This window comes from Marinomonas gallaica, assembly GCF_001639745.1.
Lineage (GTDB): Bacteria > Pseudomonadota > Gammaproteobacteria > Pseudomonadales > Marinomonadaceae > Marinomonas > Marinomonas gallaica.
Genome location: NZ_LTAX01000007.1, coordinates 143,131 through 157,602, shown reverse-complemented (window position 1 = coordinate 157,602; position 14,472 = coordinate 143,131). Strand labels below are relative to the sequence as shown.

General features: G+C 44.0%; 15 protein-coding genes. 5 read left to right on the top strand and 10 right to left on the bottom strand.

Annotated features, from left to right (window positions below):
* Positions 1-5: 5 nt before the first annotated feature.
* From AYW76_RS09065 to AYW76_RS09030, 8 genes are all read right to left on the bottom strand, one after another.
* Positions 6-1,178 (bottom strand): benzoate/H(+) symporter BenE family transporter, encoded by a 1,173-nt coding sequence (locus tag AYW76_RS09065; RefSeq protein WP_067218766.1) that lies wholly within the window; start codon positions 1,176-1,178, stop codon positions 6-8.
* Between the two features lie 71 nt (positions 1,179-1,249).
* Positions 1,250-1,963 carry a ZIP family metal transporter gene (locus AYW76_RS09060; RefSeq protein WP_067218763.1) on the bottom strand — a complete coding sequence of 238 codons (714 nt, stop codon included), beginning with the start codon at positions 1,961-1,963 and terminating at the stop codon, positions 1,250-1,252.
* An 84-nt stretch (positions 1,964-2,047) separates the two neighbouring features.
* Entirely contained in the window at positions 2,048-2,821 is a 774-nt protein-coding gene (gene ehuA / locus AYW76_RS09055) for an ectoine/hydroxyectoine ABC transporter ATP-binding protein EhuA (RefSeq protein WP_067218761.1), read from the bottom strand.
* Positions 2,818-3,495 carry an ectoine/hydroxyectoine ABC transporter permease subunit EhuD gene (gene ehuD / locus AYW76_RS09050; protein ID WP_082866172.1) on the bottom strand — a complete coding sequence of 226 codons (678 nt, stop codon included), beginning with the start codon at positions 3,493-3,495 and terminating at the stop codon, positions 2,818-2,820. The genes ehuA and ehuD overlap by 4 nt, the downstream gene beginning before the upstream one ends.
* Entirely contained in the window at positions 3,495-4,154 is a 660-nt protein-coding gene (gene ehuC / locus AYW76_RS09045; RefSeq protein ID WP_067218758.1) for an ectoine/hydroxyectoine ABC transporter permease subunit EhuC, read from the bottom strand. The genes ehuD and ehuC overlap by 1 nt, the downstream gene beginning before the upstream one ends.
* A gap of 21 nt (positions 4,155-4,175) precedes the next feature.
* Positions 4,176-5,021, bottom strand: coding sequence for an ectoine/hydroxyectoine ABC transporter substrate-binding protein EhuB (ehuB, locus tag AYW76_RS09040; protein WP_231872581.1), 846 nt, complete (start codon positions 5,019-5,021; stop codon positions 4,176-4,178).
* Positions 5,022-5,170: 149 nt separating this feature from the next.
* Positions 5,171-6,565, bottom strand: a complete 1,395-nt coding sequence (locus AYW76_RS09035) for an ATP-binding protein (RefSeq protein ID WP_067218755.1) — start codon at positions 6,563-6,565, stop codon at positions 5,171-5,173.
* Positions 6,566-6,567: 2 nt separating this feature from the next.
* The gene (locus tag AYW76_RS09030; protein ID WP_067218753.1) at positions 6,568-7,236 is read right to left on the bottom strand and encodes a response regulator; all 669 of its coding nucleotides are present in this window, start codon (positions 7,234-7,236) and stop codon (positions 6,568-6,570) included.
* Between the two features lie 214 nt (positions 7,237-7,450).
* On the opposite strand from AYW76_RS09030, the gene AYW76_RS09025 reads away from it, so the two are divergent.
* Positions 7,451-8,248 carry an ATP-grasp domain-containing protein gene (locus AYW76_RS09025; RefSeq protein WP_067038250.1) on the top strand — a complete coding sequence of 266 codons (798 nt, stop codon included), beginning with the start codon at positions 7,451-7,453 and terminating at the stop codon, positions 8,246-8,248.
* Positions 8,249-8,334: 86 nt separating this feature from the next.
* Here the strand turns inward: AYW76_RS09025 and cysB are convergent, their stop codons facing one another.
* A complete protein-coding gene (gene cysB, locus AYW76_RS09020) occupies positions 8,335-9,309 on the bottom strand; it encodes an HTH-type transcriptional regulator CysB (protein ID WP_067038251.1) in 975 nt (324 codons plus the stop codon).
* A gap of 113 nt (positions 9,310-9,422) precedes the next feature.
* Between cysB and AYW76_RS09015 the strand changes: the two genes are divergently transcribed.
* The gene (locus AYW76_RS09015; RefSeq protein WP_067038252.1) at positions 9,423-10,184 is read left to right on the top strand and encodes a sulfite exporter TauE/SafE family protein; all 762 of its coding nucleotides are present in this window, start codon (positions 9,423-9,425) and stop codon (positions 10,182-10,184) included.
* Positions 10,185-10,368: 184 nt separating this feature from the next.
* Positions 10,369-11,445, top strand: coding sequence for a 3-deoxy-7-phosphoheptulonate synthase (locus tag AYW76_RS09010; protein ID WP_067218750.1), 1,077 nt, complete (start codon positions 10,369-10,371; stop codon positions 11,443-11,445).
* Positions 11,446-11,524: 79 nt separating this feature from the next.
* Here the strand turns inward: AYW76_RS09010 and nfuA are convergent, their stop codons facing one another.
* Positions 11,525-12,106 carry a Fe-S biogenesis protein NfuA gene (gene nfuA / locus AYW76_RS09005; protein WP_067038254.1) on the bottom strand — a complete coding sequence of 194 codons (582 nt, stop codon included), beginning with the start codon at positions 12,104-12,106 and terminating at the stop codon, positions 11,525-11,527.
* 232 nt (positions 12,107-12,338) lie between these two features.
* Here nfuA and AYW76_RS09000 point away from each other — a divergent pair, with 232 nt between their 5' ends.
* Positions 12,339-14,000 carry a nitrite/sulfite reductase gene (locus AYW76_RS09000; protein ID WP_067218747.1) on the top strand — a complete coding sequence of 554 codons (1,662 nt, stop codon included), beginning with the start codon at positions 12,339-12,341 and terminating at the stop codon, positions 13,998-14,000.
* Positions 13,984-14,463 (top strand): DUF934 domain-containing protein, encoded by a 480-nt coding sequence (locus AYW76_RS08995; protein WP_067218745.1) that lies wholly within the window; start codon positions 13,984-13,986, stop codon positions 14,461-14,463. The genes AYW76_RS09000 and AYW76_RS08995 overlap by 17 nt, the downstream gene beginning before the upstream one ends.
* Positions 14,464-14,472: the final 9 nt, after the last annotated feature.

Here is a 14,472-nt window from a genome sequence, read left to right as displayed (position 1 = left end):
GTTTTTTACGACGCTTTCTTGATTGTTTGAATCATTAATACCAACAAACCAAAACAAATCCCCCAAAATGCTGACGCAACACCAAAAAAAGAGACACCTGACACCGTCGTTAAGAAAGTAATCAGTGCCGGCTCTCGGTATCTCTCATCGTCAAACGCTGCTTTTAAATTAGCCCCAATTGTACCTAACAAAGCAATACCTGCTAAAGCCGCGATCATGCTTGCAGGGAATACCGAGAATAGCCCGACCACGGTGGCACCAGCAAAGCCAGCAATAGCATAAAAAACACCTGCAGATAAGCCTGCAATATAGCGCTTCGATGGATCCCTATGGCACTCATTACCGCTGCAAATTGCCGCGGTAATGGCCGCTAAATTAAATGCAAACCCGCCAAACGGAGCCAAAAGAACAGTGCTTACACCTGTCCAAGAGATGATATTTGAGACCGGTGTTTCATAATTGCTAGCGCGCATTACAGCAACGCCTGGAATATTTTGAGATGTTAAAGTCACAATAAACAAAGGTACCCCTACCCCTAAAATTAAAGAGGTATTCCATTCAGGTGTCACCCACTCAAGTGCGCCGATGGATAAAGGAATGTCGGCAAAGTTTGTATGAGGCTGAAACAAAACCATTATGACACCCGCCATTAAAACAACGATTACCGCATAGCGAGGTAAGATAACTTTACTAATAAGATAGGCCAGCAACATCACCAATACAACAACAGGACTGGCTTCTAGGGACGTGAAGATGGCAATGCCAAAGTTAAATAAAACGCCTACGAGCATTGCACATGCAATCGGTAAAGGAATCCAACGCATCAATCGGTCAAATAAACCAGACACACCTAATATCAACGCAAGCGCACCTGCAAAGATAAACACAGCGATAGACTCCGCGTAACTTGCACCGTTTAAACTCGTAGCCAGTAGTGCTGCGCCAGGTGTAGACCATGCTGTAATAACGGGTGCTTTGTACCATAAAGATAAAAAGAAACAGGTAGCCCCCATACCAATACCTAGGGCCATAATCCATGAGACTTTCATTGCATCTGTCGCACCCGCAGCATCGGCTGCCTGAAACACAATCGCTACTGAACTGGCGAACCCTATTAAAACCGCCACAAAACCCGCGACGACTGCACTTAAGCTAATGTCAGAAAATACGTTTCTCATGATTTACTCCCTTTTAGAAAAGCAAGCATATCAGAATATATTTTTGTATACATTTTTATTTTTGTATCGCTTTAGTGAAGCAACATGTATCCAACTAAGCCCAACACAAAACCAAGAACCGCACCTAGCGGCGGCGCCCAGTGTTTATCTAAACGAACCTGAGGCGCAATATCCTGGAACACTGCATACAAAATACCGCCGGCAGCAACCAGCATAATGCCCGAGATTACAGAGCTATAACTAGATAACCAGTAGTAAGCTACCAGACCCGCAGCAGGGCCAATAAGCGCCAATATAGTAAAAAGCCACAGTATTTTACGGCTACTGTAATGTCTGGATTCCCTTAACTCTCTAAATGCATTAAACCCTTCGGGGAGGTTTTGCATTGCAATCAAACTGGCGAGCAACAATGACGACCCTTTACCAAGTGCCAAAGAAGCACCTAATGCAATAGATTCAGGAATAAAGTCAGATACCATGGCCACCAGTTGTCCGCCAGAAGTATTATGTCGATACAGCCAAATATCCACCCACATAAAAAGCAAACCACCCACTAAAAACAGTAACGCACTGGTGATTACAGAAAACGATTCAATGCCCTCGGGTACCAAAACCAGTGCAATGGCGGACAAAAGTGCTCCGCCGCCAAATGCTGTAATACTGTGCCGTAGCTCTTCATCCAGCCAGTTGGGGCGAATAGAATCTACCGTCGCCAACAACCCTCCCAGAGGAATCGCAGCGCCGGCCAATAACGTTAACAGCAATATATATATCCACTCCGGCATTCCAATGTTCCTTGTTACAAAATAAAACACCGCCATTTGGCGGTGTTAAGAGAGCGTAAACGCTCGTTGATATTACAACAATAGTTATTGGCTCATATAGGCCTTTAGAAATGCTTTTGTGCGCTCTTCATTAGGATGAATAAACAGCCTTTCAGGCTCACCCTCTTCTACGATTGCGCCCTGATCAAAGAAACATACCCGATCACTAATTTCACGTGCAAAGTACATTTCATGTGTCACTAAAAGCATCGTAAAACTATGTTTCAACGCAAGATTACGAATAACATCAAGAACCTCCTCAACCAGCTCAGGATCAAGCGCTGAAGTAATCTCATCTAACAACAATATAGCGGGCTGCATTGCTAAGGCCCGCGCAATGCCGACACGTTGCTTTTGTCCACCAGACAAAGAATTTGGATACATATCCGCTTTATCCGATAAACCAACGAGCTCCAGCAATTCGTCTGCTATCTTATTTGCTTCTATTTCTGTTTTACCCTGAACGCGCATTGGCGCTTCGGTGATATTACGCTTAACCGTCATATGTGGAAATAAATTGAAGTGCTGAAACACCATCCCTAGATGATTCCGCATTTCATGCAAGTGCTTCTCATCAGCGAGCACCAAGCCCTTATCGGTTTCTTTATGCCACAGCGGTTTGCCTGCCACCCTGACGACACCACCTTCAATGCCCTCAAGCGTCATCAAGATTCTCAGCAAGGTACTTTTACCTGATCCACTTGGTCCTATTATCGAAACAATCTCACCTTCTTCGACAGAGAAATTAAAATCCCTAAATATCACTGTATCGCCAAAACGTTTTTCGACATTTTTAAACTCAATGAGTGGTTGCTTCATCGTAACGTGAACCCTTCTTTTGGAAAGCGTCGCTCAATACAATGAATGCCATATGCAGCGACTAAACTGAACACAAGGTATAAAATACCCACCAGAGTAAATGGCTCTAAATATCGGAAATTTTCTGAGCCAATTATTTTGGCAACTTGCAGCATTTCCAGCAATGTAATCGCCGAAAGTTGAGGCGTTTCCTTAAACATGGCAATGATGTAATTGCCCGTTGCAGGTATCATCGGACGGATTGCTTGAGGTAAAACAATATCCTTGTAAGTATCGTAAGTTGTTAGATTCAACGCTCTCGCTGCTTCCCATTGGCCTTTCTCAATACCATCGATACCACTTCGAAAGACTTCGGATAAGTAAGCACCATAATGTAGCCCTAATGCCAAAACCCCTGTTAGCAATGGCGACATACTGATACCGAACTCCGGTAAAACGTAATACAAAAAGAAAATCTGGACCAATAACGGAGTACTGCGCACGAACTCGACGACCCAATAGGTCACCACTCTTAAAAGCACTAGCTTGCTTCGGCGCAGTAGAGCAAAACTTAATCCAACAAGAATTGCCAGAATGCTCCCTAACAACGTTGCCAACAAAGTCACTTTGGCAGCACTCAAGATCATGGGCAATATTTCCAACACAAATGCCCATTCCCAATCAAAGCTAATCATTAGTCCAGCCCTCCACGCCCAAGCCCACGACTCAAACGTTTCTCGATGCCTTTAAAAGAAAACGCTAACACTTGTGCTATAACAAAATACAGCACCAACACAACGGCGAAGATCTCCGTCACTTGAAGTGTCATATCTGCTAAAGACTTTGCTCGATACGTTAAGTCAGCAATCGTAATCAGAGACACCAGAGAAGTTGCTTTCACTAGTTCTATTGCGAGGTTTCCAAACGGAGGAATCATATTGACCAAGGCTTGTGGCATAAGAATACGCCACAATCGTTGACTGGAGGTAAAGTTCAGCGCGACAGACGCCTCATATTGTCCTTTGGGAACAGACTGCATGGCCCCTCGAACCACTTCTGTTCCGTAAGCCCCAATATTAAGACCTATTGCAAGAACGCCCGCCGTCATGGCATCGATAGACACCCCAAAGAAAGGCAAGACAAAATATATCCAATACAACTGGATTAACGCAGAGGTACCACGAAAAAATTCAATATACGCCACAGACACATACTTAATAGGCTTCGGTGCATACATTCGCAATAAACCAAATGTAAATGCCATAATAGCCGCCAGAGGAAGAGCAAAGGCCACGATTTTAAGCGTGACCCAAGTACCCTCAAGTAAGATCGAGACAATTTCGCCAAAAGGCATAAATGCTATCTCCTGATTACTTTAGGGCTGACACAACTGCTCGGCGGTCATATTTCCTGGCAAAGTATGTTGGCCAAAACCATATTCTGTTACCAGATCAATATGCTCTGGTGTGGCTATAAAGCTAGCGAGCTCTTTATTAAAGGCATCGCGAAGGCTCTCGTCACCCTGACGAAACCCATAAGCGCCGTAGCCTTTTACTGACTTGCCATCAATAATTAATTCGTCGAATGGCTGCGCCAAGCTCACTCGATCATCTTTCTGCGCTAAAGTGGCCATTGTCAAAGATGTGCCAGCTAATGCGTCTATACGCCCAGCCTTGAGTGCTGCAACGCCGGAAGGGTAATCCGGTAGAGTTACAATTTTATTCATAGAAATACCAAAATCTTTGGCATAACCGTACTCTACAGCACCAGACATAACCCCCATTTTCACATCATTCGCTTGAACATCGGCATAGCCATGAAGATCTTTTGGGTTACCATTCTTAACCAAAAAACCCTCTCCGATACTGTAAGTAGGATTAGAAAACAATACCTGCTTACAACGCTTGGGAGTGATATACATGCCTGCAGCAATGACGTCAAACCGACCCGCTTTTAGGCCTGGAATCAACGCACCAAACTCAGTGACAACTACGTTGACATCCTCGACACCTAATTTATTAAGCACATGTAGGGCAATACTCGGTGATTCACCCGCAGGCTCACCACTTGGCGTCGTGTAACCATAAGGCACTTCATTCGCAACACCGATCGTAATATCGCCTGACTTTTTGATATCTGCCAGCGTATCAGCTGATGCCACACTTGAAATAGTCGCAGCAGCCATAGACAGCGCCACCATATTTAACGTTTTAAAACTCATAATTCCTCCGTAATTTATTTAGAGCTCAAACCATAAAGCGCTAATTACTTTAGTGAATATCAGAAAAACAATCAAATACATTTGAGCTCTAATGATTTATTTCGATCAATGGAGATGCTCTATTAGGTTTAAATGGCGATAAAAAAATATTAGAGAGGAAATTTAAGCTGCACGATAAGCCCACTAGGCTCGTTTCTTAGAAAGGTCAAGTTGCACGAATAATGCTTTGTTAATGAAGATACAATAGACAAACCAAGGCCTGCGCCTGATACATCGCTACCACGATAAAACCGCTCTGTTAATCTAGACAAGTCAGATTCATTGATACCTGAACCATTATCTTTAAAGATTAAATTTAGACCTGCATCATCCATCGACCAGTCAATAGAAACCAATCCATTTTGAGGTGTAAACTTCGCTGAATTTGATATTAAGTTTTGAAGAATAATTTCAAGATGTGACTCTTCAATTGGATACAACAGAAGGTCTTCGCTGCTATTCGTCTCAATCGCAATGCGTTTTTCCCAGAGCATTGGATAAAGCTCTGCAACGACGCGCCGCGTCACCTTCATTACATCAATGCTCAACAAAGGCGTGTTTTGTTTTATTTGGCTTTCAACGCGTGCATAGGAAAGCAACTGTGCAACGATCCGCGTACTTCTATCAACACCACTCTGTAGCTGCTTTAAGGCGTGCTCACGCTCTTCGGTAGTTAGCGCCGATTCCGCATTTTGAGCATGCAGCCGTAGCACCGCTAAAGGCGTTCTAAGCTCATGCGCCGCGTCTGCAATCCAGCGTTTTTCCCGGCCAATTAATTGCTCAATAGACAACAAAAGACTGTTTATAGCTTGCTGAACTGGCACCAATTCTTGAGGCACATTCTCTAGATTTACTGGCTTCAATTGTGAGGGTTCAATTAATTTGATGCGACTGGTTAATTGCTTCAAAGGCTCTAAGCCGACACCAACGGCCATCCATACAAAAACAGCGATCAAAGGCCAACCAATCAATTCTGGTAACACTGAATTAAGTACTATTTCTGTCACCATTTCATCACGCACATCAGATCGCTCAGCCACCACAATACGTGAGTTTTCACCCTCATTTAGGCTCGTTTTCAATTCAAATGTACGCCACTCAAATGCGCCATTATCGGCATAACCAAAGCCATTTCCATCATCAACTTCTGGCTTAATAGAGAGACTGTCTGACGCAACAACCACTTTTCCATTACGCCATATGCTGAAATGTACCTTACTTTCATAATTATGGCCTGCCTCTGAAACGTCATACTGCTCAAAGTCACTGATGACACTTGGATAAACGAACGTTGGGGCGTCTTTTCCCGCGTTAATGTCATCATTAGTAAGATGCAACAATAAACGCGCCTGCTGTGCTAATCGGGCATCAAATAGCTCCTCAACTTCATGATTAGCGGCAATCACACCCACAATACCCAACAAAATACTGGTGAAAGCAAATACCGACATGACCAATACAAGGGTTCTTTTTTTTATCGAGTTAGGTAACTTATTCTGAAACAAACCTACTCTCCAACTGGCTTCTCTATTACATACCCGACACCACGAATAGTGCGTATCAGCTCAGAATAGAATTTTTTACGTAAATGATGGATATGGACTTCTAAAGCATTACTTTCTACTTCTTCGCCCCAACCGTAGAGGGACTGCACTAACGCATCGCGGGTAAAGACATGACCAGGCCGAGAAAGCAGTTCAGACAGTAATACATATTCTCTGCGCGTCAGAGTGACGCCCTTTCCTTGATACGTCACTTGCATGCTATCAGGCGAAAGTTCAATGTCATTATGTGTAATTAAGGAAACAGCCCTGCCTTTTGAACGCCGTACAATCGCACGGATGCGCGCCATTATTTCGACCAGATCAAAGGGCTTTACGACATAATCGTCTGCGCCCGCATCGAGACCACCCACTCGATCATCAATGCCATCACGGGCCGTTAACACCAAAACAGGGACGGCGATGGCTTTTTCGCGGATTTTGGTTAAAATCGACATACCATCCATTCTCGGCAAACCAAGGTCAAGAATCACCAAGTCAAAGGTTTCTTGCTCAATCGCCTGCATGGCTTGCAAGCCATCCGTTAGCCAATCCGCTGTAAACCCTTCCCTTTTTAAAGCCACACAAAGCCCATCACCCAATGACGTATCATCTTCAACCACTAATATTCTCATGCTACGACTGCCTTAACGTATTCAATATTTAATACTCTTACGCTACATTACTATTCTTAAGTATGCCTTAACACCGGTTTTGTAAGCGCATTTCTGTTTTATTATGGCACTTCAATGTCCTGAGTCGTTTCTGACAAAACAATCAAAAATAATACTTTGAGATTTATCTAATTGGTCTTACTATCGCGTCCTCTTAACTCGCAGGTTGGCTAAATTGAAAATTATTTCTTTTGACGCACTTAGGTCATTACACCTTCCTAATGTCCACTACATTAAGCCTGAAAACATGTATGCGCATCTTGATGCCATTCGTGCAGCAGACTGGATTCTCTTTCCAGAGTATTGGCAATTAAATGCGCTTGTTCATGGCCTTAAAAAACAAATTTTCCCAAGTTTGTCTTCTTACATGATAGGTCATGACAAAATAGAAATGACACGGACATTTATGGCGATCATTCCCATGAATCACCCATATACAGAAATTGTTTCGAACACCCCCTACGAAGCCGATCGTATATGGGACATTATGCCAACACCATTTGTGGCAAAAATCCCCCGAAGCAGCATGGGAAATGGCGTGTTTTTAATCGACAACTCTACCCAATGGCGAGAATACACCGAAAAATCTTCGGTTATTTATGCTCAGGAATATCTTCCCATTGACCGTGATTTACGTATCGTCTGGGTTGGCAATAAAGTTGTTGCTGGATATTGGCGGTTACAGGCCGAGCAAGGGTTTTACAATAATATTAGCCAAGGCGGTAAAGTCGAAGTTGCACTGATTCCAAAAGAAGCACTAGAGCTTGTAGAGTATGTTGCCAGTACTTTGGGAATCGATCATGGTGGATTTGACGTTGCCATGGTCGGCGCTACCCCTTATCTGATCGAATACAACCGTATGTTTGGCAACCAAGGTGTAAAAGACTTACAAAAAAGCGTGGATACTGGAATTATGGAGTATTTGCATTCAAATATCCTACCGACAGTCATCACCACAGACCAAGCGGTTTAGCAAGTTCGCCATAACTGAAAAGAGAGCCTAGGCTCTCTTTCTTACTAGGCTATCTTTCTTAAAAGTGTTTTGATTCACTCAACGTCTTAGTAACGCGGCAGTTCAATATGCTCAAAAAGCACTTCGACATCTTGACGCGTTGGCGCCTCCATTGCCTGCATCACAAGGTCCTGAGTTAAATGTGGCGCAAACGACTGAATGAACTTATACATATAGCCACGAATGAAAGTGTTATTTCGGATACCGATTTTAGTCGTGCTGTCCGCAAACAAGTGCGACGCATCTAATGCCACTAGATCACTGTCTGCCGCTTCATCGTACGCCATCGTTGCCACGATACCGACACCCAATCCCAAGCGAACATAGGTCTTGATGACATCAGAGTCAGCCGCCGTAAAAACAACATTGGGTTCAAGTTCCGCCGTTTGGAAAGCATCATCAAGCTGCGAGCGCCCCGTAAAACCAAAGACATACGTCACAATAGGATGCTTAGCTAAAGCTTGAAGCGTTAGCTTTTCAACGCTTGCTAAAGGATGATCTTTTGGCACTACAACGGATCTATTCCAAGTATAGCAAGGCAGCATAACAAGATTACCAAACATCTCTAGAGCTTCTGTTGCGATTGCAAAGTCCACAACACCGTCGTTTGCCATTTCGGCAATTTGCATTGGTGTACCTTGATGCATATGCAGTGTCACATCAGGATAGCCATCAATAAAGTCATGAATAATATTAGGTAAAGCATAACGAGCCTGAGTATGCGTGGTCGCAATATCAAGAGACCCTTTACGCTCGTCACTAAATTCTTTCGCGACTTTTTTTATATTTTGCGTTTGGTTAAGAATCTCACCCGCCAACGCTATAATGCGCTCACCCGCGGGCGTAACATGTGTTAAATGCTTGCCACTGCGAGCAAACACTTCAATGCCTAATTCATCTTCTAATAAGCGAATTTGCTTACTCACGCCAGGCTGAGAAGTAAAAAGACTTTGAGCTGTAGCGGAGACGTTCAAGTCATGTCGAGCGACTTCCCAAATGTACCTTAGCTGCTGTAGCTTCATTCGCCGATTATCCTTATTCTAAAAAGAGTTAAAAACATAAAAAAATATTACTTTATAGAATAGTAAAAAAGCTCTATGGTTGCCAACACTAAATCTGACAAAGATAGAAAACGATGGATTTCATTTGGTACATATTGGCTGGCGTTGGCGTTGGCTTAGCAGTTGGTATTACAGGTGTTGGTGGCGGATCATTGATGACCCCTCTTCTACTCATGTTTGGCTTTCCTCCACACATAGCAATAGGTACAGACTTATTGTATGCCGGTATCGCTAAATGCACGGGAGTTGTCATGCATGCTAAACGCGGCAATGTGAATTGGCGCATTATGGGTGCAATGGCGGCTGGCAGTTTACCTGCTTCACTCCTAACCGTATGGGCCTTATCAAACTTCGAGCATCCTGAACATTATCAACACCTTTTAACCAGCACGTTAGGTGTCATGCTAATCATTACTGCGGCCGTTATCATATTCCGAAAACGCCTAAGTGGGCTCTTTAAACCTAATATGACCGAGAAAGACGGTACGGCTGCTATTTTCGTATGTGGCTTAGTACTTGGGGTGTTTGTAACGCTAACGTCTGTCGGGGCAGGCGCTTTGGGTACCGCCATGATGATGCTGCTGTTCCCTGCAATGCAAGCTCGTAATGTGGTAGGAACCGATTTGGCGCACGCGGTACCGTTAACTTTAGTAGCGGGCCTTGGGCACGTATTGCTTGGCAATGTCGACTATAATCTATTAGCAGGACTGCTAATCGGCTCTATACCCGCTATCTACATTGGTACCAAGGCTGCTTCATTCGTTCCCAATAAGGTCTTGCAGCCCATACTAGCAACAGCGCTGGCTAGCTTTGGCGTGAAATACCTGTTCTTTTAATCTACCCATAGAACGGTAATTTCTAAAAGGCACTCAAATTGAGTGCCTTTTTCATTTCAACGCGAATTTATCGTACTTTTCTTACCAAACAGGCTTCATTCTTAAAAAGAAAAAAGGTACTGTACTTGTCACATAAAAAAACAAGCAATCGTATTGCACAAAAAGTTATATTAGGAATTTAGAGATGAGTGATTCGCGCCTTGAGGATTTAAACATTGCCTCATTCAGTTCTTTAGTTACCCCTCAAGAACTAAAAAAAGAACTACCGCTAAACAATGACATTCGTGAACAGATTGCCAGTTCACGTGATGTCATTAAAAACATTATGGATGGTAAAGACCACCGCTTGGCGATTGTGATTGGCCCTTGCTCCATCCATGACCCAGATGCCGCTTTAGATTACGCCCGTCGTCTTAAAGCACTATCGGAAAAAGTAAGTGATTCTTTGTACATTGTTATGCGTACTTACTTTGAAAAGCCGCGCACGACGGTTGGCTGGAAAGGCCTGATTAACGATCCAAACCTTGATGGTACATTTGACATCAATAAAGGTATGCGCATCGCTCGTAAATTGCTGGTAGACCTTTCTGAAATGGGCTTGCCACTCGCAACCGAAGCGTTGGACCCTATTTCTCCGCAATACTACCAAGACTTGATTAGCTGGTCTGCAATTGGAGCTCGTACTACGGAGTCACAAACACACCGTGAAATGGCATCCGGTCTATCTGGTCCGGTCGGCTTCAAAAATGGCACCGATGGCTCAATGACCGTTGCTGTTAATGCCATGCAGTCTGTATCGCACCCACACTCTTTCTTAGGCATTGATGAAGGTGGCCAAGTCACCATTGTAAACACAAAAGGCAACGAATACGGCCACCTTGTATTGCGTGGTGGCAATGGCTTACCGAACTACAGCACTGAACACGTAGCGCAAAGCGAAGCTGAATTGACCAAAGCAAGTCTCAAACACAACATCATGATTGATTGCTCGCACGAAAACTCAGCTAAGAAACCTGAACGCCAACCAGAAGTCGCGTTGGATGCAACGCGTCAAATCGTTAACGGCAACAACTCGATCATGGGCCTAATGATTGAAAGTAACATCGGCTGGGGCAATCAAAAAGTACCTGCAAATTTAGCTGATTTGAATTACGGCGTATCCATTACCGATGCGTGTATCGACTGGGAAGCCACAGAGAAAACTCTGCTAGAAATGGCGGAGACTTTAAAAGACGTGTTGCCTAAGCGCTCTCGTTCGTAACAAGAAACAAAATACAGAAATAAAAATGGAGCCAACTAAAGGCTCCATTTTTTTGTATCTTAAAAGCGAATAACTTACATTACATGAATGCGTTATCTGTCACCGTATGATCGGTTTCGTCTTTCACAGCTTTAAGACCCGGCACTTTTTCGATCAGCGTTTTCTCAACACCTTCTTTCAGCGTTAGGTCTACCGCACTACAACCTTGGCAACCACCGCCAAATTGAAGTACTGCCACTTCTCCGTCAATCACTTCTACCAACTTAACTTCGCCGCCATGTGCAGCAAGACCTGGGTTGATATCAGAATAAAGAACGTAATTGATTTGATCTTCAATCGGGCTGTCTGGGCTTACTTTAGGCATTTTAGCATTCGGTGCTTTGATCGTAAGCTGACCGCCCATTTTTTCTGTAGCGTAATCTACAAAGGCCTCGTCTAGGAAAGGAACAGAGTTCACCTCCAAGTAAACACGAAGTTTTGGTAGATCTACAAGTTCATCCGTTTCTACTACTTCATCTGGTCGGCAGTATGCAAGACAAGTCTCAGCATACGGTGTTCCTGGTTGTTGAATAAACATGCGCACAGCCATGCCATCTATACCTTGCTTATCAAGTAGGCCTGATAAGTACTCTTGTGCGCTGTCAGTAATTGTAATGTTCATGCTCACCCTTATTGAAACGTGTGATGTGTCTATGGGGCTATGTTACCGCACTCTCAAGGTAAAACAGAAGACCTAGTAAACAACTAAGGTATTTTTTCCTAATTGAATAAGCTGCATCCAGCTGTTAGTCCATTTATTTTTAAAGATATAGAGAAATATTCATTTTAGGAATAACGGAATTTTGGTAGATTTAGCATACCTAAGAATTTATACAACAACGGTTCAGTCTTTTATGTATCAATACGACGCAATTGACCAGCAGCTAGTGGAAGAGCGTGTTGCGCAGTTTCGCGACCAAACTCGCCGCTATCTGAATAATGAGCTTAAAGAAGAAGAATTTCTTCCTCTACGCTTACAAAATGGCTTATACATCCAACGCTACGCGCCGATGTTACGTATCGCCATTCCTTATGGCATGGTCTCTAGCAAGCAGCTACGACTTCTTGCGGACATCACTCGTCGCTACGATCGTGGTTACGGCCACTTTAGTACGCGCCAAAATCTGCAATTAAACTGGCCCAAGCTTGAGGATGTGCCAGACATTCTGGAAGAGCTTGCAACAGTTGAAATGCATGCCGTGCAAACGAGCGGCAACTGTATTCGTAATACGACAACAGACCAGTACTCAGGCGTTATTGCTGATGAAGTAGCTGATCCTCGACCCTACTGTGAACTGATCCGTCAATGGTCTACGTTCCATCCTGAATTTGCATTCTTACCACGTAAATTCAAGATTGCTGTGTGTGCGACTGAGTCAGCGGACCGTGCGGCAGTACAAGTACATGATATCGGCCTTCAATTGAAGAAAAACGATGCCGGTGAAGTAGGTTTCAAAGTCCTTGTTGGTGGTGGTTTAGGCCGTACACCAATGATTGCGGAAACCATTAGTGACTTTATTCCTCGCACAGATTTGTTGACTTACCTAGATGCGATCATTCGTGTTTACAACCAACAAGGTCGTCGTGACAACAAATACAAAGCGCGTATTAAGATCCTTGTAAAAGCACTGGGTATTGACGAGTTCCGTAAGCGTGTTGATGCGGAATGGGAGCACTTGCGCGGTACAGAAAGCACAGTGCCTATGAGCGAGTTTGACCGCTTAGCGAGCTTTTTTACTGAGCCAGCTTACGAAACACTAGAAGAGCAGCCTTCTATACTGACTGAAAAATTAGCAGACAGCAGCGCTTTTGCTCGTTGGTATGAGCGTAATACCTTTGACCACAAAAAAGCGGGATACCGTATTGTTACGCTATCGCTTAAAAAGCCCGGTCAAGCACCCGGTGATGCGACAGCTGATCAAATGGAAAAAGCCGCGAATCTTGCAGACCAGTACAGCTTTGGTGAGCTACGTGTCAGTCACGAGCAAAACCTTGTATTAGCTGATGTTCGCCAAGATCAGTTGGTGGAACTTTGGGAAGCAGCCAAAGAAAATGGTTTTGCCACGCCTACTCTAGGATTACTAACAGACATGATCTGTTGTCCTGGTGGTGATTACTGCGGTCTTGCTAACGCGAAATCCATTCCGATCGCTGAGCAAATCCAAGAAACGTTTGATAACCTTGACTACTTATACGACATCGGCGAAGTAGACTTAAACATCTCTGGTTGTATGAATGCTTGTGGTCACCACCACGTCGGCAATATCGGTATTCTAGGCGTTGATAAGAAAGGCGCAGAATTCTACCAAGTATCTCTTGGTGGTGCTTCAGGTCATGATGCGTCCATCGGTAAGATTCTTGGCCCATCCTTTGCCCAAGAAGAAGTTGGCGGCGTAATTCAGAAAGTTATTAATGTTTACGTTGATAACCGAACCGAAGAAGAGCGCTTCATCGATACCTTCCGCCGTATCGGTATCAAACCATTCAAAGAGGCCGCTTATGCCAAAGCTAATTAAGAACGGCGAGATCGTCGATAATACTTATGTATGGCAACAAGACGTTGATGCGTCAGCATCCGACACCACCATTGTTCCAATGCAAAAATGGTTAGATAACCAAGACAGCATTGGAAATGTTGCCGGTATCTGGATTGATGCAGGTGAAGGTGTAGAACCTCTTGCCGGTGTTGACCTTAGCCAGTTCGAAGTGATCGGCATTAACTTCCCAAGCTTCATGGATGGACGTGGCTTTAGTTACGCCCGCCTGCTACGCGAACGTTTGAACTACACAGGTGAAATTCGCGCTCTGGGTAGCTTTATGGCCGACCAACAAGGTTATCTAATTCGTTGTGGCTTTAACAGCTTCGAGTTTGCCGAAGACGTTAACCTCGATATCGCCCTAACACTGAACAAACCGTTCAATGTGGCTTACCAAGGCGATGTCGCTGATCCTCGTCCTATTTTCTTACGCCGCGGTTAAACCGAGTTA